Origin of the sequence: Pontibacter russatus (assembly GCF_009931655.1) — a bacterium.
Classification (GTDB): Bacteria; Bacteroidota; Bacteroidia; order Cytophagales; family Hymenobacteraceae; genus Pontibacter; species Pontibacter russatus.
The window spans coordinates 3,217,496-3,243,054 of sequence record NZ_CP047984.1; the positions used below are offsets into that span (position 1 = coordinate 3,217,496).

Annotated in this window: 25 protein-coding genes and 1 riboswitch; of the genes, 16 read left to right on the forward strand and 9 right to left on the reverse strand. The window is 54.0% G+C overall.

What is annotated here, in order from left to right; genetic code table 11:
• Positions 1-83 precede the first annotated feature (83 nt).
• The 13 genes from GSQ62_RS13215 to GSQ62_RS13275 all read left to right on the forward strand — a co-directional run bounded on the left by GSQ62_RS13215 (position 84) and on the right by GSQ62_RS13275 (position 14,074).
• Positions 84-1,028, forward strand: a complete 945-nt coding sequence (locus GSQ62_RS13215; protein ID WP_237586622.1) for a DUF368 domain-containing protein — start codon at positions 84-86, stop codon at positions 1,026-1,028.
• A gap of 5 nt (positions 1,029-1,033) precedes the next feature.
• The gene (locus GSQ62_RS13220; RefSeq protein ID WP_161889940.1) at positions 1,034-1,768 is read left to right on the forward strand and encodes a shikimate dehydrogenase family protein; all 735 of its coding nucleotides are present in this window, start codon (positions 1,034-1,036) and stop codon (positions 1,766-1,768) included.
• 167 nt (positions 1,769-1,935) lie between these two features.
• Positions 1,936-2,337: a YkvA family protein gene (locus GSQ62_RS13225; protein WP_161889941.1), complete on the forward strand. Its 402-nt coding sequence runs from the start codon at positions 1,936-1,938 to the stop codon at positions 2,335-2,337.
• Positions 2,338-2,633: 296 nt separating this feature from the next.
• Positions 2,634-3,215: an RNA polymerase sigma factor gene (locus tag GSQ62_RS13230; RefSeq protein WP_161889942.1), complete on the forward strand. Its 582-nt coding sequence runs from the start codon at positions 2,634-2,636 to the stop codon at positions 3,213-3,215.
• Entirely contained in the window at positions 3,199-4,884 is a 1,686-nt protein-coding gene (locus GSQ62_RS13235; protein WP_161889943.1) for an outer membrane beta-barrel protein, read from the forward strand. Before GSQ62_RS13230 ends, GSQ62_RS13235 begins: the two co-directional genes overlap by 17 nt.
• 317 nt (positions 4,885-5,201) lie before the next feature.
• Positions 5,202-5,594, forward strand: a complete 393-nt coding sequence (locus GSQ62_RS13240; RefSeq protein ID WP_161889944.1) for a hypothetical protein — start codon at positions 5,202-5,204, stop codon at positions 5,592-5,594.
• Between the two features lie 760 nt (positions 5,595-6,354).
• The gene (locus GSQ62_RS13245; RefSeq protein WP_161889945.1) at positions 6,355-7,713 is read left to right on the forward strand and encodes a DUF4270 family protein; all 1,359 of its coding nucleotides are present in this window, start codon (positions 6,355-6,357) and stop codon (positions 7,711-7,713) included.
• Positions 7,714-7,725: 12 nt separating this feature from the next.
• Positions 7,726-8,757, forward strand: a complete 1,032-nt coding sequence (locus tag GSQ62_RS13250; RefSeq protein WP_161889946.1) for a Kelch repeat-containing protein — start codon at positions 7,726-7,728, stop codon at positions 8,755-8,757.
• A 176-nt stretch (positions 8,758-8,933) separates the two neighbouring features.
• A complete protein-coding gene (gene uvrB, locus GSQ62_RS13255) occupies positions 8,934-10,961 on the forward strand; it encodes an excinuclease ABC subunit UvrB (protein WP_161889947.1) in 2,028 nt (675 codons plus the stop codon).
• Positions 10,962-11,373: 412 nt separating this feature from the next.
• Complete coding sequence (locus GSQ62_RS13260) at positions 11,374-12,309, forward strand: hypothetical protein (protein WP_161889948.1); 936 nt, start codon at positions 11,374-11,376, stop codon at positions 12,307-12,309.
• 202 nt (positions 12,310-12,511) lie between these two features.
• Positions 12,512-12,748: a DUF433 domain-containing protein gene (locus tag GSQ62_RS13265; RefSeq protein ID WP_161889949.1), complete on the forward strand. Its 237-nt coding sequence runs from the start codon at positions 12,512-12,514 to the stop codon at positions 12,746-12,748.
• Positions 12,748-13,101 (forward strand): DUF5615 family PIN-like protein, encoded by a 354-nt coding sequence (locus GSQ62_RS13270; RefSeq protein ID WP_161889950.1) that lies wholly within the window; start codon positions 12,748-12,750, stop codon positions 13,099-13,101. The genes GSQ62_RS13265 and GSQ62_RS13270 overlap by 1 nt, the downstream gene beginning before the upstream one ends.
• 52 nt (positions 13,102-13,153) lie before the next feature.
• On the forward strand, positions 13,154-14,074 hold the full coding sequence (locus GSQ62_RS13275; RefSeq protein ID WP_161889951.1) for an SMP-30/gluconolactonase/LRE family protein: 921 nt from the start codon (positions 13,154-13,156) through the stop codon (positions 14,072-14,074).
• 244 nt (positions 14,075-14,318) lie between these two features.
• On the opposite strand, the gene GSQ62_RS13280 is transcribed toward GSQ62_RS13275, so the two are convergent.
• The gene (locus GSQ62_RS13280; RefSeq protein ID WP_161889952.1) at positions 14,319-14,813 is read right to left on the reverse strand and encodes a nuclear transport factor 2 family protein; all 495 of its coding nucleotides are present in this window, start codon (positions 14,811-14,813) and stop codon (positions 14,319-14,321) included.
• Between the two features lie 175 nt (positions 14,814-14,988).
• Complete coding sequence (locus tag GSQ62_RS13285) at positions 14,989-17,193, reverse strand: B12-binding domain-containing radical SAM protein (protein ID WP_161889953.1); 2,205 nt, start codon at positions 17,191-17,193, stop codon at positions 14,989-14,991.
• Positions 17,194-17,521: 328 nt separating this feature from the next.
• Here GSQ62_RS13285 and GSQ62_RS13290 point away from each other — a divergent pair, with 328 nt between their 5' ends.
• Positions 17,522-18,061, forward strand: a complete 540-nt coding sequence (locus GSQ62_RS13290; protein ID WP_161889954.1) for a hypothetical protein — start codon at positions 17,522-17,524, stop codon at positions 18,059-18,061.
• Positions 18,062-18,203: 142 nt separating this feature from the next.
• Here the strand turns inward: GSQ62_RS13290 and GSQ62_RS13295 are convergent, their stop codons facing one another.
• Together GSQ62_RS13295 and GSQ62_RS13300 are read right to left on the reverse strand one after the other, a co-directional pair.
• A complete protein-coding gene (locus GSQ62_RS13295) occupies positions 18,204-18,428 on the reverse strand; it encodes a DUF2798 domain-containing protein (protein WP_161889955.1) in 225 nt (74 codons plus the stop codon).
• Positions 18,429-18,476: 48 nt separating this feature from the next.
• Positions 18,477-18,650 (reverse strand): hypothetical protein, encoded by a 174-nt coding sequence (locus GSQ62_RS13300; RefSeq protein WP_161889956.1) that lies wholly within the window; start codon positions 18,648-18,650, stop codon positions 18,477-18,479.
• Between the two features lie 125 nt (positions 18,651-18,775).
• On the opposite strand from GSQ62_RS13300, the gene GSQ62_RS13305 reads away from it, so the two are divergent.
• Positions 18,776-19,093: a hypothetical protein gene (locus tag GSQ62_RS13305; RefSeq protein WP_161889957.1), complete on the forward strand. Its 318-nt coding sequence runs from the start codon at positions 18,776-18,778 to the stop codon at positions 19,091-19,093.
• A 271-nt stretch (positions 19,094-19,364) separates the two neighbouring features.
• On the opposite strand, the gene GSQ62_RS13310 is transcribed toward GSQ62_RS13305, so the two are convergent.
• Together GSQ62_RS13310 and GSQ62_RS13315 are read right to left on the reverse strand one after the other, a co-directional pair.
• Positions 19,365-20,474: a YncE family protein gene (locus tag GSQ62_RS13310; RefSeq protein ID WP_161889958.1), complete on the reverse strand. Its 1,110-nt coding sequence runs from the start codon at positions 20,472-20,474 to the stop codon at positions 19,365-19,367.
• Between the two features lie 19 nt (positions 20,475-20,493).
• A complete protein-coding gene (locus tag GSQ62_RS13315; protein ID WP_161889959.1) occupies positions 20,494-22,416 on the reverse strand; it encodes a TonB-dependent receptor plug domain-containing protein in 1,923 nt (640 codons plus the stop codon).
• A 104-nt stretch (positions 22,417-22,520) separates the two neighbouring features.
• Positions 22,521-22,726, reverse strand: a riboswitch (cobalamin riboswitch).
• Positions 22,727-22,845: 119 nt separating this feature from the next.
• On the opposite strand from GSQ62_RS13315, the gene GSQ62_RS13320 reads away from it, so the two are divergent.
• Positions 22,846-23,445, forward strand: a complete 600-nt coding sequence (locus GSQ62_RS13320; protein WP_161889960.1) for a DNA-3-methyladenine glycosylase — start codon at positions 22,846-22,848, stop codon at positions 23,443-23,445.
• A 54-nt stretch (positions 23,446-23,499) separates the two neighbouring features.
• On the opposite strand, the gene GSQ62_RS13325 is transcribed toward GSQ62_RS13320, so the two are convergent.
• The 3 genes from GSQ62_RS13325 to GSQ62_RS13335 all read right to left on the reverse strand — a co-directional run bounded on the left by GSQ62_RS13325 (position 23,500) and on the right by GSQ62_RS13335 (position 25,457).
• Positions 23,500-24,321 (reverse strand): alpha/beta fold hydrolase, encoded by an 822-nt coding sequence (locus GSQ62_RS13325; protein ID WP_237586623.1) that lies wholly within the window; start codon positions 24,319-24,321, stop codon positions 23,500-23,502.
• Between the two features lie 322 nt (positions 24,322-24,643).
• A complete protein-coding gene (locus GSQ62_RS13330) occupies positions 24,644-25,057 on the reverse strand; it encodes a hypothetical protein (protein ID WP_202621785.1) in 414 nt (137 codons plus the stop codon).
• A 217-nt stretch (positions 25,058-25,274) separates the two neighbouring features.
• Positions 25,275-25,457: a hypothetical protein gene (locus GSQ62_RS13335; RefSeq protein ID WP_161889961.1), complete on the reverse strand. Its 183-nt coding sequence runs from the start codon at positions 25,455-25,457 to the stop codon at positions 25,275-25,277.
• Positions 25,458-25,559: the final 102 nt, after the last annotated feature.

The window sequence follows — 25,559 nt, forward strand, 5'->3', positions numbered from 1 at the left end:
AAACACAATACTATAAATTGCCCGTCGGTGTGGCCGTACGGGCAATTTTGCTTTTTACCGCTGCTTGCCACCATTATTTATATATGCAAAGACGATCTTTAAAGGAATACCTGTTACTCTTCTCAAAGGGCGTGGCCATGGGCGCCGCCGATGTGGTGCCCGGCGTGTCGGGCGGCACCATTGCCTTCATCACAGGGATATATGAGGAACTGCTCGGCTCCATCCGCTCCGTGAACGGCGAGGCCGTGAAGCTGCTGCTGCGCTTCCGGTTGGCAGATTTCTGGCGGCACATCAACGGCAATTTCCTGGTGGTGCTGCTGTCGGGCATCGGGCTCTCCATCGCTTCGCTTTCGCGCCTCATCCTGTACCTGCTGGAGTTCCACGGCGAGTTGCTCTGGTCCTTCTTCTTCGGGTTGATAGTGGCCTCGGCCGTGGTGGTGGCCAAAAAGATTCCGCGCTGGACGCCCGGCGTCGTGCTGTTTGGGCTGATTGGGGCGGCCATAGCCTATTATGTGACCATTGCCACGCCCACGCAGACGCCGGAGGCCTACTGGTTTATTTTCCTTTCGGGCGCCATTGCCATCTGCGCGATGATTCTGCCGGGCATTTCCGGCAGCTTCCTGCTGGTGCTGCTGGCCAAGTACGAGTTTATCCTGGGTGCCGTGCGGGACCTGCGGATCAGCGTCGTGGCTGTTTTTGGTCTTGGTTGCCTGATAGGCATCCTGGCCTTCTCGCATGTGCTGAACTGGGCGCTCAAGAACTACCACAACGTGACGGTGGCCCTGCTCACTGGTTTTATGGTGGGCTCCCTGAACAAGGTGTGGCCCTGGAAACAAACTATAGATACATATACCGACCGGCACGGCGAGGTGAAGCCGCTGGTGCAGGAAAACGTGCTGCCGGGCACCTACGAAGCCCTGACGGGGCAGGATGCTTACCTGCTGTACGCCGTGCTGCTGGCCATCTTCGGCTTTTTGTTCGTGTACCTCATCGACCGCTTTACTGACGACGACACTACCCAGGTATAACCACCATGCGCAAATTCGGACTTATCGGCAAAAAGCTGGGGCACTCCTTCTCCAAAAAATATTTTACGGAGAAGTTTGAGCGGGAGGGCATACCGGATGCCCTATATGAGCTGTACGAACTGCCGTCGGCGCAGGAACTTGGGGCATTGCTGCAGCGGGAACCGGAACTGGTGGGCCTGAACGTGACGGTGCCTTACAAGCAGGACGTCCTACCGCTGCTGGATGAGTTGGATGAAACTGCCGCGAAGATTGGCGCCGTGAATACCATCAAAATCAGCGAAGGGAAAACAAAGGGCTACAATACGGATTACATTGGGTTCAAGATATCGCTGGAGGAGTTTTACCCGCAGCGGGAGCGGGGAAAGGCGCTGGTGCTGGGCACGGGCGGGGCCGCCAAGGCAGTTTGGGCGGCGCTGGAAGCCCTGCAGACACCCTATATGGCTGTGTCGCGCACGCCTGCGCCGGGGCAACTGCCCTATGCCCAACTGACGCCGGAGTTGTTGCAGTCCTATAACCTCATCATCAACACCACGCCCATCGGCATGCACCCGCACCCGGAGGCGGCCCCGCCCGTGCCCTATGAAGCCCTCACCGCCCGGCACTACCTCTACGACCTGGTCTATAACCCGGAGGAGACGCAGTTCCTGAGAAACGGCGCGGCGGCAGGCGCAAAGACCTGCAACGGGCTGGGCATGCTCTACCGCCAGGCCGACGCCGCCTGGGATATATGGAACAGCTGACACAAGAGAGTACGGCCTCTTCCTCTGCTGCTATTTAAAATGCCTGCATCTGCTGGCATTTGATGCCTTGTACTCCCTATCGTATCATAACCATACCATAAAGTTGATTTAGTACAAGTATTCAGGGTATTACCTTCGTAAAAAGTACAATATCAATGACGGAGACGATGACGCAGCTACATGCCCTGAAGCAGAAGACACACAGCATCAACACTAACATATATGCCCTGTACCTCGCCTACCGCGACGGCCGTGTGGCCTGGTATGTGCGCGTGCTGCTGGCGCTGGCCATCGGTTACGCCCTCAGCCCCGTGGACCTGGTGCCGGATATGACGGCGGTATTCGGATATATAGACGATGTGGTGGTGGTAGCGGCGGGACTGCGGCTCTCTTACAAACTGCTGCTGAAGGACGTGCGGCAGGAGGCGCGGCTGCAGGCCTATGAGGAAATGAGCGCCTCCTCCGACACCTCGGCGGCCGCACTGAAAGTAGTGGGGTACACGTGGCTGCTGCTGGCCACGCTGCTGCTGCTGTTTGGCTATAAACTGCTGCACCTGCATATGTTCTGACAGTCGGGCGATATAAACTCATGTCTACTACACACAGCGAAGCCTTCCAGACCAGGAGGCTTCGCTGTTTGTATACAGCCGGTAAAACCCTCCTGTTTCCCCTGATTTTTTAGCCGAAGGGCTGCTGCTTAGCTGCAACGGCCGGAATTCCATATATTTACAGAGGCCATGTAGCCCCTATATGAATGGACCTATACCGGCGGGCGTGGCTTTGAAAAATATTTTCTGGGCGCTTGCAACCAATTGGTGCAGTAAGGTATCATGTGGATGTGTAGGGCAAACTAAACAGGCAGTTTTTGAAGCTTTTTACGAAACAAAAGTCAGACGAGGACAAACTCATAGAGGGCTGCATTGCGGGCAAACGCGACATGCAGCAGCTCCTGTATGACCAGTACTCCAGGAAGATGATGGCCGTTTGCCTGCGGTATGCCCCTACCACGTTCGAGGCCGAAGACATGATGCAGGAGGCGTTTGTGAAGGTGTTCACCCACATCGGGAATTTTAAGCGCGACTGCCCGCTGGAGTTCTGGATACGGAAAATTATGGTGAACACCGCCCTGAAGCACCTGCGCAGCAAGCAACTGCTCACCGTGTCGCATGAGGCGGACGAGGTGAGCAACCTTGCCTCCGACAGCTTCAGCCTGACAGGCTATTCCCTCGACGAACTGCTCAGCATGGTGCAGAGCCTGGCTCCCCGCTACCGCATGGTGTTCAACCTGTATGCCATCGAAGGCTACAACCACAAGGAGATAGGGGAGATGCTGGATATTTCGGAGGGAACGTCTAAGTCACAGTATTCACGCGCGCGAGCCATCCTGCAGAGCATGATCTCCCGCCAGGAAAATAACTACAACAAGGAAAATGTCATCAGCAGCTAACGATAAGCGCGGCAAACTCGAGGAAGAGTTCAGGAACCGCATGTACGATGCTGAGGCGTCTCCGTCTCAGCAGCTCTGGGTCCGCATAGACCACCGCCTGACGGTGCAGGAAAACGGCGAGTACAAGAAGCGCGCTATATATTACCGCCAGCTGGCCGCCGCCTGCATTGTGCTGCTGCTACTGGTGGGCGGGGCAGGCGCCTATTACTTCGGCGGCGCCCCGGCAGCACAGCAGCCCCTGTCCACCGTGTCTCCCGCATCTCCTGCGCCTGCTGCCCCAGGCCAGCAAAATAACAACCCGGCACAAACAGAAGCCGCCATCGCCGCTGCCGAAACTGCAACAGAACAGGAGCCGACAGCGGAAGGCGGGCCCGATGATGCCAGCAGCCAGGCTGCCGGACGTGCGGTGAGGGCAGTGGCTGCCGCCGAAGCAGGGTCTGAAACCGGAACAGATACGTCCATTGGCTATATAGAGGCAGCGCCCGGTAACGGAGCGGCAACGGAAAATCCCATCGCCCTCACAACACCTGCGACTGCGGGCGGCTCTGAATCGGTAACCGGAACAAGGCCGCTTTCTATATATAAATCCATCCGGAACACCATCGCCGCGATGTCCGAGGCAGCGGAAGCGCCTGCGTTTCCTATTCGAGGGGTGACCCGCCAGTCTTTTTCCTCCCCAGCCGCCACGCAACAGCCTGTTGCCGACGGTTTTGTAAAGCAGAATGAGCAGGTAATGGCGCGCGCCAGGCAGCAGGAGGAAGCGCGGAAGGCGCTGGCTATAGCCCGCAGCGAGACCGCCGCCGCTGACGCAAAAAAATCAAAGAAAGAGGACCGGGAAGAAAGCGGCCGGTGGTCGCTGGGGATGGCGTACGCGCCGAGCTACTTCGACCAGAACATTGGCATGTCGAACCCGATGATGGGGGCTTCCAGCAGGCAAACCTTCATGGCGGGCGGTCCCGCCACTGCCCTGTCGTCTTTATATATGGACCAGGCCAGCGAGGAGTATGACGAGAACTCCGACATGGGCTTTTCTTATGGCGTGGAGATGAAAACCAGTTTCAGGCTGGGCAAGAAGCTGAAGCTGCTGACAGGGCTTGGTTTCCTGCAAAACACCTCCCGCTCCAAATCAAGCTACGTGGTGCAGCAGTTCTGGGGAAACGCCTACGCCGATGCCTATAGCTCCAGCGGGCCTTCCTCCATCTTCCTGCCCTCCATCAGCAGAAGCTCTGGAACAGACTCGCTGATGGTGGCCAGAGCGCCTGAGTACAAGGTGAACCACCGCTACCGCTACCTCACAGTGCCCGTAGGCCTGCAGTACGAAGGCAACATGGGCAAAGACTGGTTCTGGTACGGCGGGGCGGGCGTGGCGGCCAACATCCTGCTGCAGACCACCATCCTCGCCTCCGCCTCCGACGTGAGCGACGTGGAGTACGACGTGAACGAGAACTCGCCTTTCCGCAAACTGCAGTGGTCGGGCAACCTGTCGGCAGGTGTGGGCAAGCGCCTGGCCAGCCATATATCTGTAACCCTGGGCCCCGAGTTCCGAAGCTACTTCGCCACGCTGCTGGCGGATCCGGAGAACACGCAGGCCCCGCAGGGCAGGCCTTACACCGTCGGGGTGAACATGGCCGTGAACTACGAGCTGGGCTCGGGTAAAAAAGACAGGTGATTTTTGTGCTGCCGTGCAACCCTTCGGCCGCAGGACGGGTCATCCATACGAGTGCAAGCTATACTTCCTGCCGCCATGGACACCTTACGCGATGCTTTTTACATGCTGCACCTGGTGCTGCGGCAAAACCTGTATGGATGGTACGCGCTCCTGCTGCTGCTCGTGCTCGCCCTGCTTGCCTGAGTCGGCGGCGCAGCTAAGCCAGTTTAATTTCCCGCTCAAAATAAAGCTATGAAAAAACTGCCTTTCAGGTAGCGGCACCCCGGCGGGTGCCCTTCCTGGAGGCAGCAAACTTAAATTACAGCCAGAAAAGTAGAATGAGAGGCTTCCTGTACATCGTGCTGTTTTACCTCTGCCTGTCGCTGCTGGTGGTGAGCTGCGCTGAGCGCAACGACCCAGCGCCAGCCTGCCTGCAAGCAGAGGTAATAGGGCCCGACAACTGCCAGAGTGGTTGGTATGTGCTGAAGCTGCTGGACAATGCGGCCGCGACAGCCAGCCAGAGCAACAGCTATATAGGGCAGTTGCACGAAGGCTACGTCACCACGCACAACCTGCCCGGGGAATACCGGCAGCCCGGCCGCCGCCTGCGCCTGTCGCTGGAGGTGGACGACGAGCCCACCCAGGTCTGCGAGGCGGTGCATGTCATATACCCCACCGTGCGCGTGGTGCGCGTGTGCGGCGACGGGGGAGGGGCTGAAAGGGATATATAGGTCGCAACGGAAAAAGATAGTACCTACGGTTTGAGTTTAGTGTGTTGTTTGATTAAGAATGGTTGATTAAAGCAGAAGGCCTGTCATGTTTGGCAGGCTTTTCTGTTTCTCCGCTTCCTATATATGGATAGGACCGGGGGCTGTTACGGGAGTTACTGCATATAGGATGTGCGCTGTGCATCACCCTGCTGAAACAGCCTGGGTTATATACCTTGAGTTGCGCTATATATAAATGGTTTCTGATGGCCGTAAACTTTAGGAATGCTCTTTCGGATTTCTTAATCCGGAAGGTAGCTGTTGGGGATTTCCTAATCCTATAAGGGTTCATGTGGATTAGCAAACTCGCTCCGGACAAAGTTTCGGGTAAAGAAATCCGGAACAGTGATGGCATCAGGGGTTGGGGTGGGTTATGTTTCCATTTCGTAAGCAAGTTGCAGCTTGGTTTATATATACGGCGGCATATATAAACCGCCGCCTGCCACACGACTGCGGCGAAGCAGCCGGTGCCGCAAGCGTACAATAATCAATAAAGAAAGAAGTTTACTATAGGATATTATCTTTCTGATAGCGGAAATATAGTGTTATATTTGAGGCTGATTAAAAAAACAGGCCTCAGAAACTGCCCAACGGAGATTTATATATGAACCTCATGAGTTCCGCAGCGGTGCGCCGGGCCTCCGGCAAGGCGTAATAGCAGGCCCGCCACAAAAATCCTGTAACCAAACCCAGAGGAATAGCTGCTTCAACAGTACACAACCATATGCAATTTTCAAGAATCAAAACGCTACTGCACCATAAAGTTACCTTGTTCCTTTGCTGCTGCGTGGCCCTTGTCTCCTGCGAAGACCCGAACGAACTGGGCCTGGGACTGGTGGACGACAACATCGCCGGGAAGTACACCGACACGCTCACCGTAAACGTGTCGACGGTATACCTCGACTCCCTCGCGACCTCGGCCACCGGCAACATGCTGGCAGGGCAATACACTGACCCACACAGCGGCACCGTTCTGGCCAGCACTTTTTTCCAGGTGGGGCTGGGCAGCGGCACCTGGACCGTGGCCGCAGACGCCACCTTCGACTCCCTGACGCTGCTGCTGCCTTACTCCGGCTACAGCTACGGCGACACCACCCAGGCTGTGACATACAACATACACCAGCTTGCCGAAACCATCACCCCCCGCAAACTGTCGCCTTACTTCTTTAACGAGGAGCCTTATTCTGTGCTGTATGCCGACAATGCGCTCTACAACACAAGCGCCACCGACACCGTGCCGGAGGCGCTGAGTTCCTTCACTATTGTGCCGAGGCCAGCAACCAAAGACACCCTGGAAATAGCGCTGTCCGATGAACTGGGGCAGGAGTGGCTTAGCCTGAAAAAAGCAGGCGATACGAACCTGACAGACGCCACCAACTTCCTGAGCTACTTCCCCGGCCTGAAGATTAAGGGCACCGGCGGGAACGCCGTGCTGGGTTTTCCGGTGGGCGCTACCAAAGTGCGGCTTTATTATACTGAGACCGTAAACGGCACCGCCACAGCCCAGACAAGAGACTTCGCAATCGTGAACCCGAACCTGCAGTACAACCAGTTCCTGACCAACCTCGAAGACTCCGAACTGGCGGCCCTGGTGCAGGGCGGCGAGCCGCAGCCAGCCAGCCAGACAGGCGGCGTGAGCGTGTCACAAAGTGGCTCGGGGCTGATGGTCAGGATAGAGGTGCCGCACCTGGCCAGCCTGAAGGGGCAGGTGCCGCCGGACCTCATCAACAGGGCGGTGCTGGTGGTGGAGCCGCTGAGCAACACGGCGCAATACCCGTACCCCGCACCGCTGGAGATGGGCCTGTACAGCACCAATAGCTCTAATGTGCCGCTTGCCCCGCTTATGGCTGGTACGGAAGTGCTGAAAGCAAAATATGAGGCTCCGGACCAGCAAAACCCGAGCGGCCGCTACGACTTTAACCTGACCCCCTACCTTGTAGAACTGCTGAAGCAGGAGGATGTGCCTGCCCTGACGCTCTTGCTGGCGCCTCCCGTTTCGCCGTACAGGCAGGGGGTAAACAGGCTCGTGGTAGACGGGCAGCAGAGCATCAAGTTGAAAATTTACTACACGACCATTAAATAAGGACCACGGGCTATGAGAAATATATATAAGCGCATGCGCCTGTTTGCGAGTCTGTTTTTCCTGTTGGCGGTGTGCGTGCTTACCTCGTGCGACAGCGACCCTGAAGTGGATCTAACCACGCTCTGGACACCGAAAGCTGACTTTGAAGGCGTGGCGCGTACCGGGGCCGTCGTGTTTACCATCGACGGAAAGGCATATGCAGGCACCGGCTTCGACGGCGAAAACCGCCTCAGCGACTTCTGGCAGTACAATGCAGCAGACGACACCTGGACCAGGCTGGCCGATTTCCCCGGCGCGGGCCGAAGCGGCGCTGTCGGCTTTGCCGCGAATGGCAAAGGCTATATAGGCACCGGCTACGACGGCACCCAAAACCTGAAAGACTTCTGGGAGTATGACCCGGCTACAGATATCTGGACGCAGATAGCAGATTTCCCTGGGTCGGCGCGCTACGGTGCCGTGGCCCTGTCGCTGGAGGGCAAAGGCTATATAGGCGCAGGCTTCGACGGGGAGTACCTGAAAGACTTCTGGCAGTATGACCCTGCCACGGGCGCCTGGGCTGCGAAGCCTGATTTCTCTGGTGCCAAGCGTGTGAACGGGTATGCCTTTGCGGTAAATGGCAAAGGCTACGTGGGCGGCGGCCGCAACAACGGTATATTAGAGGCTGACATTATGGAGTACAACCCCGCCACCGAATCGTGGAGAAACCTGAGAAGCCTGACGAGCGTTGACCGTGACGGCGAACCGGGCGAGGACTTCCCCATGCCGCGGGCTTACGCCGCTGTATTCGTGCTGAGCAACAAAGCCTATATAGCAGGAGGCTCCCTGACAGCGGCTCCGGCTAACACGGCCCCGCAAAGCGATGTGTGGGAATTCGACCCGGCCGCCGATACCTGGCGTTTGGTGGATGAGTCGAGCCGCGCCGCCAGCAGAGAGAGCGGGATTGGTTTCACCGTCGGCGATTTAGGGTACATTGGCCTGGGCCGCAGCGTCTCAACATGGCACGACGATGTATGGCAGTTCGACGTTGCCACAAGCGGCAACTGAGCGCCTGTTGGTATATGCGTTGAAACAGCAAAGCCTGCCCTTCCTGAGCAGGCTTTGCTGTTTATATATAGCAGCTATCTGCTGCTGCCGTACAGCAAGTCGAAGTATGCAAAGCTGTAAACTTACTGCCCGCTTTTCGTGTTATAGTTTATCTTTAATTTCCGCAAAATCAACAGATGGATTTTCAGCTAACATCCGAATTCAAACCGACCGGCGACCAGCCGAAAGCGATACAACAACTCACCGAGGGCATCAACAACGGAGAGGCGGCGCAGGTGCTGCTGGGGGCCACCGGCACGGGCAAGACCTTCACCATGGCCAACGTGATTCAGAATGTGGGCAAGCCCACGCTGGTGCTGTGCCACAACAAAACGCTGGCCGCGCAGCTCTACGGGGAGTTCAAGCAGTTTTTCCCCAACAACGCTGTCGAGTACTTTATATCCTATTACGACTATTACCAGCCCGAAGCCTATATAGCCTCTTCGGATGTGTTCATCGAAAAGGACCTTCAAATAAACGAGGAGATCGAGAAGCTGCGGCTGCACACCACTTCGGCGCTGCTCTCGGGCCGCCGCGACATTGTGGTGGTGGCGTCGGTGTCGTGTATATATGGCATCGGTAATCCGGAGGAGTTTGGGAAGAACGTGCTGTACCTGGCCCCGGGACAGCGCTACAGCCGCAATAACCTCCTGTATACCTTTGTGCAGATCCTCTACAGCCGCACCGAGGCCGAGTTTACACGTGGAACATTCCGGGTGAAGGGCGACACGGTGGACATCTTCCCTGCCTACGCCGATTTTGCCTACCGCCTTTACTTCTTCGGCGATGAGTTGGAGCAGATACACCGCATTGACCCGGCTTCGGGCAAAAAGCTGTCGGATGAGAAGGCGATCACGCTGTACCCGGCCAACCTCTTCGTGACCGGCAAAGACACCCTGCACCAGGCCATCAATGAGATACAGTTTGACCTGGTGGCGCAGCACGAGTACTTCCTGAAAGAGGACCGTCCGGCGGAGGCCAAACGCATCAAAGAGCGCACCGAGTTTGACCTCGAGATGATCCGCGAGCTGGGATACTGCTCCGGCATCGAGAACTACTCCCGCTACTTCGACCGCCGCGCCCCCGGCACACGGCCGTTCTGCCTCCTCGACTATTTCCCGGACGACTATATGATGGTGATTGACGAGAGCCACGCCACGCTGCCGCAGGTGCGCGCCATGTGGGGCGGCGACCGCTCACGCAAAGTGGCCCTGGTGGAGTACGGCTTCCGGCTGCCCGCCGCCATGGACAACCGCCCGCTCACGTTCAACGAGTTTGAGAGCATGGTGCGCCAGGTGGTCTATGTGAGCGCCACCCCCGGCGATTACGAGATACAAAAATCAGAGGGCGTGGTGGTGGAGCAGATCATCCGCCCTACCGGCCTGCTGGACCCGGAGATAGAAGTGCGGCCTAGCACCAATCAGGTAGACGACCTGCTGGAGGAGATAGACGAGCGTGTGAAGGAAGGTGCCCGCGTGCTGGTGACTACGCTGACCAAGCGCATGGCCGAAGAGCTGACCAAATACCTCGACCGTCTCCATATCAAAGCCAAGTACCTGCACTCGGAGGTGAAGACGCTGGATAGGGTAGAGATTCTGCGGGAGCTGCGCCTGGGCCTGATTGACGTGCTGGTGGGCGTAAACCTGCTGCGCGAGGGCCTCGACCTGCCGGAGGTAAGCCTGGTGGCGATACTGGACGCAGACAAAGAGGGCTTCCTGCGTGACCAGCGCTCGCTGATACAGACCATGGGCCGGGCTGCCCGAAACGAGAAAGGTAAAGTGATTATGTACGCCGACCGCATGACGGGCTCTATGCAGCGTGCCATCGATGAGACAAACCGCCGCCGCGCCACGCAGATGGCCTACAACCAGGAGCACGGCATCACACCGCGCACCATCCTTAAATCGAATGAGGAGGTGTTTGAGCAGACCGCTGTAGCTGACGCCAGGAAAAAAGAAGTGAAGATGTACGCGGGCGCGGGAGAAGTGTCTATTGCTGCCGAGCCGGTGGTGCAGTTGATGAAGCGCGAAGAACTGGAAAAGCTCATCAAGTCAACAGAAAAACAAATGGAAGCCGCCGCCAAGGACCTCGACTTTTTGCAGGCCGCCAAGTACCGCGACGAGATTGCGGAGCTGCGCAACCTGCTGAAGACGAAGCGGGACTAACGGCAAAGCCACAACCACTGCTAAGGCACCTGGGGTATATACCTGCAGGTGCCTTTGCTTTTTCAGGAACCTCGCCTTCCTTGAACCTCGCAGCGTGCGCAGCTCCTGCGAGCGTTTGGGGTGCAGACACTCGCAGGAACTGCGCACGCTGCGAGGTCAGGAAACCGCCATAGGATATATAAGTGAATGGCAAAGGCAGCGGGGGCTTATGTGCGTTTTGCCAGCACGGACAAGGCTGGATATCCCAAAATATTCTTTATATTGTAGTAGCTATATGCTATGGAGAAGGCGATAGATAAAGGAAAGTAGTTTTGAAAGCTGAAGCCTCCACACATATTGCAGATAACCGTAAGTTCACGTAAAGCCACACGTTGGCGGTAAATGTAGAACGACACAACAAACATTGAAATAAATGAAATTATTTATAAGCTGGTCAGGAAAATTAAGCCATCAAATAGCGAAAGAACTTAAAGAATGGTTTCCGTTAGTAATCAATCAACTAGAACCTTTTGTATCAAGTGAAAGCATCAAAAAAGGTGACAGATGGATGATAGATGTTTATTCGGAACTTGAACAATCAAATTTTGGTGTCATATCTCTAACTAAAGAGAATTTAACTGAACCTTGGATAATGTTTGAAGCGGGGGCATTATCAAAGAACGTAAGCCAATCAAGAGTAAGTAGTTTGCTTTTTGACAACTTGAAACAAAATGACGTAAAAAGTCCTTTATCGCTTCTCCAAAATACAGAATTTGAAAAGGAAGATTTTAAAAAGCTTGTTGCATCAATTAACAACACGTTAGGTGACAAAAAAATAAGTGAGACAATTCTTAATCGTTCATTTGAAAAATGGTTTCCTGACTTGGAAGAAAAAATTAAAAAAATTGAAGAAAATTACAGACCAGAATTGCCTCCGAAACAAAAAGACGCAGACGCAATAGATGAAATTTTAAGAACAACAAAGTATATATCGAATGTTGTTGCAAGATTTAATTTAAAATTACCAACCGACACTTTAGACTTTGTAAGATTTACGGAAGAACAAACAATAGAATATGCAACCAACGGAAATAATCATCCTGTCTTTATTCGAGTAAATCCAATAAATGACAATGATGGGGTTTTAAAGGAACTGACAATTTCAAAAAAAGGAATAGACATAAGTCCATCAAGCGGAGCAACTGGAAGGGGTGTTTTAATTGAAATTTTATTTTATTCAGAACACGATGTTTTCTGGACATTAACTTTTCATTTCCACAAAGGAGACACTTATGTAACAACAAAACTGGCTGACATACCAGTTGAAGAAGCAAAAATATTGCAATGGGAAACAATTTGGCGTGACTAATGAACGGATGAAACACAGACAAGAGAGAAAGACCTACTGCTAACACGGGTTTTGCGTCAGGCGGGGTGACGTGCAAACTTGGAGCTTTGTGCTTCTACTCAAGTTCAGTGCTGGTTGACAGTTTTGTGCTCCGAAACCCGCCCGAACGCAAAGCCCGTGTTAGCAGGTACGCATAGAAATCTGAAATAATTTATATATGATTATGAACTGGCAAGAATATATAATAGAAGACGAGGATATTCTAGTTGGTAAGCCAACTATCAAAGGCACTAGAATATCGGTAGAGTTTATAGTCGGACTTTTAGCCCAAGGTTGGTCAGAACAACAAATACTTGAAAATTATCCCCGATTAAACAAGGAACACCTTAAAGCGATATTCTCATATGTTCAGGATTGCTTTCGGGACGGATTAATGTATAAAAGAACCTATACTGATTAATGAGATTGCTGGCGAATGAAAACTTTCCTAAAGCCTCCGTGATGGCTTTAAGAGAGAAAGGCTATAATGTGTTGTCGATTGGGGAAGACAATCCAAGCATCCGGGACCATGAAGTAATTGATATAGCCATAAAAGAAGGACGGCTCATATTAACCTTTGACCGAGACTATGGAGAATTAGTTTTCAAAAAAGGATTAAAACCACCTAAAGGAATCATCTATTTGCGAACAGACACCTTTGCTCCTGAAGAACCGGCTGAAATAGTCGAAAAATTGGTAAAATCTCAAAAGTTTGATTTCGACAGACATTTAACCGTCGTTGACAATAATTTTGTAAGACAACGGAAATACTGAAAAAGCAATTTGCCCAACAACAGCCAAAGCATTCATAAAACTTTCAGCCACTATGAAGCACCACCACAAGATTGTAACATGCCTGAGCGCTGCCTTACTACTTCTCTGGCCAGCGCTGGTTTCCGCACAGATCGTAGACAAGGAATCGATAGTAGCCAAAGGGGCGAAGGTAGAACTACTCGGCGATGGGTACAAGTTTACAGAAGGCCCCGCGGCAGACGCGGAAGGCAATGTGTACTTCACCGACCAGCCCAACGACAAGATCATCCGCTGGTCGGCGGGCACGGGCGAGTTCAGCACGTTCTCTGATAAACCGGGGCGCTCCAACGGCCTGTACTTTGATAAAGAAGGCAACCTTATCGCGGCGGCAGACGAGCACAACCAACTGTGGTCCTTCGACAAGTCCGGAAACCACACCGTGCTGATCAAGGACTATGAAGGCAAGTTGCTGAACGGGCCGAACGATATATGGATTGCCCCCTCGGGCGGCATGTACATCACAGACCCGCTCTACGAGAGAGACTACTGGACGCGCAACCCGGAGATGCAGCAGGATGGCCAGTACCTCTACTACCTCAGCCCGGACCGCCGCCAGTTTTACAGGGTTGACGAAGAGCTGACACAGCCAAACGGCATCATCGGCACGCCAGACGGAAAGAAACTGTACGTAGCCGATATCGGGGCAGGCAAAACCTATGTGTACGACATCGGAGCGGACGGTAAACTCTCCAACAAGAAACTGTTCGCCCCGATGGGCTCTGACGGCATGACCATCGACAACAAGGGAAATGTATACCTCACCGGGAAGGGGGTGACCGTTTTCAACAAAAAGGGGGAGCAGATAGCCCATATACCCATCGATGAAGGCTGGACGGCAAACGTGACATTCGGAGGCAAAGACCGGAAGACGCTTTTCATCACGGCCATGGACAGCGTATATGGCTTAAAAATGAACGTGAAAGGCGTGAAATAGCTGCCTATATATAAACATGTAAGACTCTCCTCCTTGCAAAGAGGGAGGGGAGTTAGGCTTAAGATTTGGGCTGGCTCATATGGGGCTCATCAGCCTGTGCTTTATATATGGCCATATATGGCACGCGCGTCCTTGCTCGTGACTTGCTATCCTTGGGCCTCCGGCCCACTTGCCTGTCAGCTCAACTTTATAGTGAGGCACAAGTTGCAAACTCGCGCCAGCGTGGGAAAATGCTGCGCACCATCTACTCCTGCGCCGCGTCGGAAACCCCGGCATAGGTCTGGCTGATGATTTTGCCGTCTCTGATGATGAAGGTGTCGGTGGCGTAGGAGAGGTTGAAAGCGGGCGTTTTCGCCTGCCAGAGGATATAGGCCACATCCCCCTCTACCACCGATTTATCTAACTGGAAGGTAGTCTGGTCCTTTGGGAAGGCCTTGAACGCATTTTCAAAGTTAGTTCGTATCTCCTCCATCCCCTTGTAGGTTCTATCCGGCGTTATCAACACGGATTCCTCGGTATAGTCCGCCATCACGGCTTCCATGTCGTTCTGACTGAAAGCCTCCCAATGGTGGTCCAACACTTCCTGTGTCCTGTCTTCGCTTATGGCGGCAGCAGGTGCATCCTGGCTGATGGCTGTTTTCTGGGCATCCGGTGTGTCCTGCACGGCGGTGGAGGCATTGTCTGAACAGCCCCACGCCAGAAAGAGGAGCGCTACTGCGGGATAGATTTTGTGCTTCATAAAGAATGGCTTTTCGTTTCGACAGGAACTCAAGTTATCGAATTCGCGGCGCAGTGCAAAGCCCTTCGGCAGAGATATTGCGGGCCCGGCATTCCCGCAGGAAACAGTAAATAAGGACGGCGGCTATATATAAAACCATATAGCCGCCGTCCTTATTATATATAGAAGGTTTCTATTACAGAAGCAGCAGCCCTTTTTCGCGCAGCTCGAACCAACTTGGGGAACTCAGGAACTCGGTGAAGCTGAGGTGGGCGTCTGTCGGGAATGAGGCTTCCAGTTGTTTCAGCAGCACGGTTTCGGTACTGTCGGTGTTTACCTGCTGCAGCACGCCGAACAGCCACTGGCCGATGCTGGCGGTCGTCTTCACCTGAAAATCCTCGCCTTTCTCATAAAAGGTAAGCACGCAGCGCTCAATCGTCTGCCCCTTCTTCGCCATCATGGTAAATTCTATCTCCGGCCGGTTGCCCAGCCACAGCACCCGGGCGTTTCGGCGCTCGGCGTCGGGCTTGGGTGCTTGCTGGATGGCGTTATATATCAGGTCGGGTTTGGTCTTCACACGTGGAACCTTGAAATCGAACCAGAACGAAGGCGGCTGCTCCAGCCCCACGCCGTGCATATAGTTATAGATGGCCTTTGCCAATCCCGGCCCGAACAGCTCATGGTCGGTGCCGGTGGGGTCGTCGTGCCAGAGGTCGTTGTTGGCAAAAAGCCCCTCTTCCGGACCCGACTTCACCACGCCGTATTTCTCCGGGCTTTTCCCCACGGGGCTATGCGCCGTCATACTAAAGCGGTGCCAGTAGCCGGACTGAATCACGTTGTTTACGAACAGTTGCCGCACCACCTCCAGCGAGTCAATCGTTTCCTGGGCCGTCTGCGTCGGGAAGCCATACATGAGGTAGGCGTGCACCATGATGCCTGCCTGCGTAAACGCATCCGTTACCCGCGCCACCTGGTCGATGCTCACGCCTTTCTCCATCAGCGCCAGCAGCCGGTCAGAGGCCACTTCCAAGCCACCCGACACAGCGATGCAGCCCGAGGCGGCCAGCAGGCGGCAAAGGTCCGGCGAAAATGTCTTCTCAAAACGGATGTTCCCCCACCACGAGATTTTCACGCCCCTTCGGATGAGTTCGATGGCCATGTCGCGGAGCGGGGCGGGCGGGGCTGCCTCGTCCACAAAATGGAAGCCCGTTTGCCCCGTCTGCGCGATAATCTGCTCGATGCGGTCAACCAGCAGCGCGGCCGGGGCCACCTCGTAGCGGTTTATATAGTCCAGGGTGATGTCGCAGAAAGAGCAGCGTTTCCAGTAGCAGCCGTGCGCGATGGTGAGTTTGTTCCAGCGTCCGTCGCTCCAGAGGCGGTGCATCGGGTTGATGACGTCTATGACCGATAAATAATCAACCAAAGGCAAGTCGCTGTAGTCGGGTGTGCCGATTTCGGTGTGCGGCACGTCGGCGTCGGTACAGTTGTTTATATAGACCACTTCGCCCTGCTGCAGCAGGAACGTGCGCTGCAACTGGTTTTGCGGCCGCTGCCCCTGCAGGTGCTCCAGCAGTTTCAGCCAGGGGCCTTCGCCGTCGTCCAGCGTCACAAAATCGAGGTACTGAAACAGGCGCGGCTCGCGCAAGGTGCGCAGCTCGGTGTTGGGGTAGCCGCCGCCCATCACCGTTTTTATATGCGGGTGTTGCTGTTTGATGTACTGCGCCATCCGGAGCCCGCCATACAGGTTGCCGGGGAAGGGAACAGAGAAGCCCACTACATCCGGTTGAGCCGCCTGCAGTTGCTCCTCCAGCAGTTCCAGCAGCAGTTGGTCCACCAGGTTGGGCGCTGTCTGCAGGGCCTCCTCCAGCGGGTCGAAGTGGGTGGCCGACATGGCCAGGCTCACGGCGTAGCGGCTGAAGGCGAAGTACGGGCACACGGTTTCCTTGATCAGGTCGCCGAGGTCCTCCAGGTACAGCGTGGCGAGGTAGCGGGCGCGGTCTGAGATGCCCATGCTGCCAAAGGCCCAGTCGATGTCCTCCACCTGGTCGAAGCGCGCCGCCTCCGGCAGAAAACGGCTGTAGCTGATTTGCTGGGCCAGGGTACTGTCTTTGTTCTGCAGGAACCGGATAACGGGCTCTATCGTCTGCAGATACTCCCGCTTCAGGCGCAGCATCCGCAGGCTGTTGTCCGATAATTCGTAATCCCCGGCCTCAATGGCGTTGAAAATCTGCTGCAGCCCCTGGCGGCTAAACATCCGCAGCACCAGCTCAATGCCCATGTCGGCTTGGGTTACTTTGTAGCCACGGCCGGTCAGGAAGCCCTTCAGATAGGCGGTGGCCGGGTAGGGCGTGTTGAGCTGCGTGAGCGGTGGCGTCAGGAGCAGGATGGATGGTTTCTCCAAGGTATAAAGATCAGGTAAAACGTCGGGCCTTTGCAGGCCCGTAGAGCAAAGCTACATATAAATGGGGCAACTACCGGCAGGGAAAGTGCCGGAAGGCCGCTCTCCCGCAACAGCCGCGGCCGGAGGCAAGTTCAAGAATTACCCATGGTTCAGAATTTAGATTATATATAACGGGATAAATATAGGATCGTAAAGATTAAATAAAATAAATATTTCTTGGGATATATCGGTTATGAAAGATATTTATATATATTTGTAACATTATATATAATGAAAGAACATTAACATCGCCTTCAGCTTTACGAACACCGCCAAACTTACCCTTTATATGCACAAGCCGAAGAATTTCCAGATGATTGTGACCCTGGCCCTGCTGGTAATGGCCGCCTCCTGCTCCCTCTTCCAGAAAAACGTGCATACGCCGCAGACATTTGAGCTGCGCATAGACCGCCCGGCCGGTGCCGCCTTACATTTCTCAGTGCTGAAAGACGTGGACACGAACACCAGGGCGCTGCAGGAAAACGCCGCCAGCCGGGAAAGCCTTTCCATCAACAGCATCACCTATACCGTCAGTGACTACAGCGGAAACAGCGACGCCGTTATTTCCGGAAACATCGAGTTCGCGCTTTCCGGCAGCAGTGACTTCACGGTGCTCGACTCCATTACGGACCTGCACCTCGGGAAAATGGAGGAAAGCGGGCAGGAAAACACCATCCGGCTGCAGGGCAGCGCCGTAGAGCAAAAGCTTGCGCAACTGCTGCAGCGCGGCAGCATGGTTACTTTCCGGCTGAACGCCACCACCACAGACAGCCCCATCGCCGCCAGCCTGCTCGTTACCATAGATGCCCAGATGACGGTGGAGCTTTGAAATATCAATGACCGCCCCTTTCCGCTTTAAACCCTCATAAGACAAACGCCTGCCTCAGTGGCAGGCGTTTGTCTTAATATACAGCACGGGGCACAGGTTGCCTCATCGCAACATAGGTTATATATGGGCGTGCGCCGTCCCGTTATTTCGTTAGCTTTTTGACGATATAGTTCACCGCGGGCACAATGGCCAGCACCGTGGCTGAGATCAGCACAAAGAACACGAAGAAGCTGCGCATCCACCGCACCACAAAGCCAGAGGTGAAGCCAAAGGTGTAGATTTCCAGGGCGGAGGCCAGCAGCAGGCTGATCACGGCCAGCAGGAGTAGCCTTCGTTTGAGTTGCGGCGCCAGGAATCGTTTTTTCATAAGCTTTTACGGGGCGCAATTTACGGAACCGGCTGCCATATATGGCTATCAGGAATGGCCTTTTTCCGCTTCCTCCGCTTCCTGGTCAGCGCTGCCGGGTGTGCGCTGCCCAGTCCGGGGCTGCGGCGGCGGGCCTTTTTTGTCCTGCTTCACGCGCTCCACATCCGACGAATCGTCTTTTGTCGTCTCCTGCATCGGGTCTCTCGGTTTGTTCTCTTTCATGGCGGCTGTTTCCGGATGGTGTCTTTTTGCTTACGGGGCAAGGGCCGCCTTGGTGCCGCCCATTCAACATTAAACCTGCTGCAGACGTACATGAAGGGGCTGGCTGTAAGGGAAACAGCCGGATTATGTTTAACCGGAAAGAACTGAACCAGATGAATAAGAAGAGCATAAGATCATCAACTTTGTTTGCATTGGGCGCAGCCGCCGTCGCCACATTCGGGCTGGCCTCCTGCAACACAGGCACTGAGCCGGGCGATGTGAACGTGGACAGGGGCGAAATACATGAGGAAGGCTCAATGATAGGCGACGAGCCCGGCAACACCACCCGCTACAGCGACACCGCCGACACCGGAGAAGAATACTATGAGAACGGGAATAAGGAAGGCAGCGCGGTTAATACCGGCGACGGCGAGGAAGGCACAGAACGCGGCGAAGAGCAATAAGCTATATAGGGAAAAGGACACAAGTGTCAAGACATTAGACACAAGGCTTTTTATGCTATATATAGTTGACATGCAGAAGGTAAATGTACGTCATGCTTTTATGAATAGTGCAAGCTAATTTTATCCTTTACTCTAAAGCGTTATATATTACAAGATTTTGAAAGCAAGCAAGGTGTGATGCAAAGAATCTTGTGTGCCTTTGCCTTTTAAACCATCGGCGCCTGCTTCCGTTTCGGAAGCAGGCGCCGATGGTTTAAAAGCAGTAGCAGGCTTAGTTGAACACGAAGCCGCTCGGCCCGATTCCTGCCTTGAACTCGCTGACCTGCGTGCCGTCAGGCTGGTATATATAAACTGTGCCCTCACCGGAAAAACCGTTGGTGTCGCTGCCATACAGGTAGCCGTTGTCCGGGTCCACGCCCAGGCCATAGAAGTTGCGGCCGATGAAGGGCGAAGCGGCAAGGCTGTTCAGGCTCGGGTTGTGCGCGTACGTGGCGCCCTGGTAGTTATAGTACAGCTTGCCGCCGTCACTCGTAATCGCCAGGTTATCGGGGGTATGCTGGTTGCTGCCAAAGGGGAGGGTGTTCACCACGGCATTGTTGGCTGTGTTGACGGACACCAGCGCGCCGGGCGTCGTTTCGTCGTAGTTCACGCTCCAGTCCGCGTTGTATACCGTTTTTCCCTTCGCCAGCACCCAGAGCCTGTTCTTGATGCCCACTTCCAGCTCTGCCGGCCCGTCGCTTACCTGGATGTCTGTTTCCACGGCATCGGTGCCTGTGTTGATCACGGTGATTTTATCGCCGCCGCTGATGGCGACGTACAGCTTTCCTTCCACCACCAGCAACTCCTCCGGCTGCGGCCCCACCGCGATGGTCTTCACCACCTGCAGCGATTTCAGGTCAATCACGGACACTTGCCCCGGCTGCCCGAAGGTGACCCACTCCGACACGTAGGCTTTGTCGGGGGTGGCCGCCGTGAAGTGGCGTGGCTGCTTTAAGCCCACTACGCCCTCTGTTTCCATGGTATAGGCGTTCACCACCTCCAGTTTGTCGCTGTTGTTGGCCACGATATAGGCGCGATCGCCTACTATATCCATATCCATCACCACATCGCCCAGCAGGCGGTCATCGTTTGCTTTCTGGGTGATGTTGTTCACCACCTCGTGCCCGGCGCTGTCGCTCAGGAAAGAGATGGAGCCGTTGGGGGTACCGTAGTTGCCCTCGTTCAATATAAAAACACCCTGCTGGTCGTAGGGGCCGCGCACTTCGGTGTCGGCAACCGGGTTTACTTTTTCCTCGTCGCTGTCGCAGCCCGTGAAGCCCAGGGAACCGGTCAGCAGCAGGGCAGCTATATAGAAGCTGCGGAATGGGGTACTTCTTTTCATGAGTTGGTGTATATGTAAATTAAGGAATGATAAAGCGTATGCTGAAGGTATAGCCGCGGGGCGGCATGGCACGGTAAGCCATTGTCTGGTACTCCGCACTGGTCACGTTATCGGCGCGCAGTGAGAGGAGGAGCGTGTTGTCCTGTAGTTTCAACTTCCGGCTCAGGGCCAGTTGCAGCAGCAGGAAACTGTTCAGACTGGTCGTTTCGGAGTTGCTGGTGTAGCGCGGGCCCGTGTAGTTCAGATTGCCCAGCACGGTCCAGTGGTGGTAATTCATATCTGCCGCGAGCGTGGCCTTGTGCAGCGGCACATACATCAACTGCTTGCCTTTGTCGCCTGCCGTGCCTTCATAGATAGCCACCTGCTCCGAGGAGGTGTAGGTGTAGCCGGCGGTGCTGCTCAGTTTTATTTCGCCCAGCGTAGCGGTGGCCTGGCTGCTGAGTTCGATGCCCTGCGAGCGCACTTTCTGCAGATTGTAAGGCCGCCAGTTGCCGGTGTGGTCGGGTGTCCATTGTATCCAGTCATCGATTAGCATATGGTAGGCGGAGGCCTCTGTCTCCAGCAGCAGCGTGTTGCCCAGCACCAGCAGGTGGCGCAGCCCGGCTTCGTAGCTCCAGCCCTGCTCCGGTTTCAGGTCCGGGTTGCCCGCGCCCACCCAGAAGCGGTCGTTGAGGGTGGGCACGCGGTAGCTGCCCGAGGCATTGCCCTTCAGCGAAAGCTGGTGCCTGTTCCGGCGGTAAAACTTCCAGTCGAAGCCCAAGGCGGGCGTGGGCAAGGGGTTATATCCCTCCACCAGCGCCTGCCGCACGTTCAGGCTCAGGGCCAGCGGCGCAACCGGGTTGTAGCGGAAAAGCGCGAAGGCTGACGCTCTGTTTTCCTCCTGCTGCCCGGCGTAGCCATCGTTTTCGGCTATATAGTGCTGCAGGTTGAGGCCGCCGCGCAGGCTCCAGTTGTCGCCCCGGGTGTAGGTTTGCTCCGCCTGTAGCTGGTAGGTATGCACATCGGCTACTGAGTTGATGGAGCGGTCGGTGTAGTGGAGGTAATCTTTGAAATAGGCTGCTTTTATATCCGTCTGGCCCCAGTGGCTGCTGTGTTTCAGTTCCGCCAGCAGGCGCAGGTTCTCGTCCCGTTGCTTTGCCTCGTTGTAGGCGGAGCCCATGGCTGGCTGCAGTTCCCGGTCGGCATAGGTGTACCAGCCGTGGAAAGCCACCTGCGTTTTTGGAGAGAATTTATATATAAAGTCCTGGGTGAACCCCTGGAGTTGCTGCCCGGCGTGCTGCTGCCTTACCTCCGGTGTGTCGAAGCGGGAGATGTCTTTGTAAGGGAAATCGTTTTCGGCAAAGCGAACGTAGGCGCTGGTACCAATTTGCAGTTTTTCGTTGCCGTAGCTGACGCGCCCGCTGCTGAAGTAGCGGCCAAAGCTGCCCGCCTCCTGCTGCACCTCCAGCCCAAAACCTGTACCCTTATATATGGGAGAACCCAACAGCACCGCGCCGCCAATCGCCCCGCTGCCATATATAGCCGCCGCCGAGCCGTACTGCACCGCCACTTCCCCAATCCCGCTGAGCGGCAGCGTGGAGAAATCGGACTGGCCCAGGGTGGCAGGCGCGATGTTCAGGCCGTTCCAGAGCACAACGGTTTGCGAGGCGCTGGTGCCCCGGAACGCGACAGAAGAAATGCCGCTCGCGCCGTAGCTTTTAAAGTAGATGGGAGTGCGGGCCTGCAGGGCGTCTGCCAGCGAGCCGGAGGCGTAGGTGCTCAGGTAGCTGCTGTCGAGGGCGCTGACGCGGCTGCCCGCCGCATATACCTCGGCGGGTTTGCCGAACACCTCCACGGTGCGCAGCTGGTGCAGCGTGGTGTCCTGCTGCGCCACAGCAGGCGCGGCCAAGCCCAGCGAGCAGGCAGCCATCGCCCAAAACGTACGGAAAGAAGATAATGCCACGTCCACGGTTGCTTTAGTCCCGAAGCATGCTGGCAGGTAAAAGGCAGGAACAGCAGGCGCCCTAACGGCGGAGGCCGTGCAGCTTTTTACCCGAAAGCATACGACAAATAGGTGTCGGACTGGCAGGTCTCCTGGCTCTCTTCGGTCAGCCCGCCTTCCCACGCGGCAGATGCCGCACAGTGGCCGTTGGTATGGGCTGACTTTTTAATGAAGATGACAGTTGCGGGAACAGCGCAGGATTTACACCTGCTTCCCTTTTAAGGCCCTTACCACGGCAGTAGTAAGCGCCACCAATCTGGCACGAAGGTAATTATTAATTCCGAATTACGAGTTATATATAGGATAAGAGAAAGAAGGAGCCTAACCCGGTAGTCAACTCGTCGTACCAACCAAACACGAACAACAAAACACAATAAACGAGCAACAAACTTGAAGCTTTCGAAATCATTCTATACCCGGCCTGATGTGGTGCAGGTGGCGCAGGAACTCATCGGCAAGTATCTATATACCAATATTGGCGGCATCCTGACCGGCGGCATGATTGTGGAGACGGAGGCGTACGCCGGGGAGAACGACCGGGCCTGCCACGCGCACCTCAGCCGTCGCACCCGGCGCACCGAAATCATGTACCACGAGGGCGGCGTGGCCTACGTGTACCTGGTGTATGGCATCTACCACCTGTTCAACATCATCACAAACGTGCAGGACAAAGCCGACGCGGTGCTGGTGCGGGCCATTGCTCCTGAGGAGGGCCTGCAGGAAATGCTGCTGCGCCGCAACATGCCCGCCGTAAAGCCGAACCTGACCGCCGGACCAGGCGTGCTGAGCATCGCCCTGGGCATCAACAAAAAGCTATATGGCGCCGACCTCACCGGCGACACCATCTGGCTGGAAGACAAGGGCACTTCTATTGCACCGGAGCATATCGCCGCCGGCCCGCGCATCGGCATCGACTATGCCGGGGAGGATGCCCGCCTGCCCTGGCGCTTTTGGCTGAAGGGGAATAAATGGGTGAGCAAAAAGCGGTGAAGTTGGCGTAATGTCAGCTTCCCGCCATTACGCCAAACCGAAGTAGGGCAATGCTTATTTGTCTTTCACTGTTTCGTAAATTCTAACAATTTCTTTGTTAAACCTTTCTGGTTCTTCAAATACAGGGCTATGTCCTGATTTCTCAAATTTTATAAATTCTTTTTTAGGTGCTTGCAGCATATTATAATACCTTTCTACAAGTTGCCAGGGTGTATTGTAGTCATAAGCGCCAGAGATAAAAAATACAGGCACTTTTACTTCTGGAATCTGGTTAAAGAAATCGATATTGTTGAAATCAGGGTCGTATATAATGTTTCCAGCAGAAAACCCGGAGGATTTTCCATATTTAATCAAGTCCAGAAATGAATATTCTCTTGAAAACCAAATAGAAAGAATCCAGTCTGTGTAATTAGTTTTTCCATATCGTTCGCCTCCCAATTTCAAAAGCCATTCTTTTTGTTTAACCAACCCCCAGAATCCGTTTTTATACATTTTAGTGTAATCTCCTGATTGAGGCGCTCCAATTTCTTCTAATTCTTTTACAGCTTTTAAGTTATTCACTTCCCTGGCTCTCTTTAAAGTATATTGGTAAGAAATAAGTTCTCCTTCGAATGAGGCCAGTTCTTGTCCTATGCCTACGTATGCAATAAAGTTTTCAGGATTTCTTTGTATAGCATATAAACCAAGCCGTGAACCCCAGGAGTGTCCCACCAAAAATATTTTGTCCGCTTGAAACCTCTTTTTAAGATAATCCACAAGCGTATCTACGTCCTGAATGTATTTCGCAACTTTAATTTCCTCTTTCGGTGTCTTACTGCTATATGACTTCCCAGCATTCCGCTGATCCCAGTACACAACGGTGAAATGGTCTTCCAATTCACTGTTAAATTTCCGCAGCAATGCCGTAGCTGATGCTCCCGGCCCTCCGTGCAAAAAAGCAAGACAGGATTGCTTTTGTCTTTGCCTCTGATAAGCACATACTGCTTTGTGTTATTGATGTCTAAATATTGAATTTCTGAAATCCCATTGCTTGTCCTGATCTTCTTGGTCGAGGTACAAGAAGCAAAACTTAAAGCAACGAGAACTATAACTATATATCTCATATTGCTGACTTTTATTAAAGCATCGCAAACGGCTCGGCTAAAAAGCGTTGCTGTCCCCTCGGACAGTTATGATTTTTAGCTCTTGTTATACGCTTTCATTTTATTCTACTGTCTAAGAAGTCGTACTTCCCATTAATGAATGCATTCAAAACATCAATCACATCTTCTTTTGTCTGACCAGTCACATCAGTGAGATATTCAGGGTTATCACTCTCTATCAATCCAAAGAATTTCTTTACCCTTTTAGGCCTTTTATAAAACACATAGAATTCTTCAAGACTTGAAGTTCCGACAGCACTAATAGTTATGCCATGCTTTGTAGTCTTATCTTCAAACTCCAATGAAGGAGAATAATGAATATCTGATTCCTTGGCTTTCCCCATTCTGGATATGATTTCGTCCCAAGGCATTTGCTCAAATCTGTTGATTATTTCTTTACTTTCTACATCGCCTAATTCTATAACATCAGGTTTGAAAGGGTCACAAAAACTGTGTCTAAAGATTTTCATTTCTATAATTTTGATTGCGTATAACTTGTGGATATATGGGGTTATTCCGTTTAGCCGTCCGATATAGCAGGATAAACGTAACTGAACTACCGAATATACTATATATAAGTGACAATATAGCAGCTGGCAGCACCTGCCTTGCGGAGGCTGGAAAATAGGGCAAAAAAAAAGCCACAACGTTGGCTGCTGTGGCTGTTCTTAAATATAGTGGCAAATGCTACTTCTTTTTCTGCTGGGTCTGCGCATCCTCCTCGTTGTCGGTGCGGGCCTGCGGTGTCTTGTCTTTGGGCATCGGGGTGTTGGTCACATCGCGCGCCAGGCTGTTGCCTGTGTCAGATTTGCTGCCCTTGCTCTTGTCTGTCAGTTCCGACTTCTTCTGGTTCTCTTTATCTGTGCTCATAGCTTCGTATATAGGTTAAACGTAATTTTGATGTAAGGCCTGTATCGTGGCAGCTTCAAAGCAGACACGGATACCTGCGTTCTATACTACGGATGCCTGCCG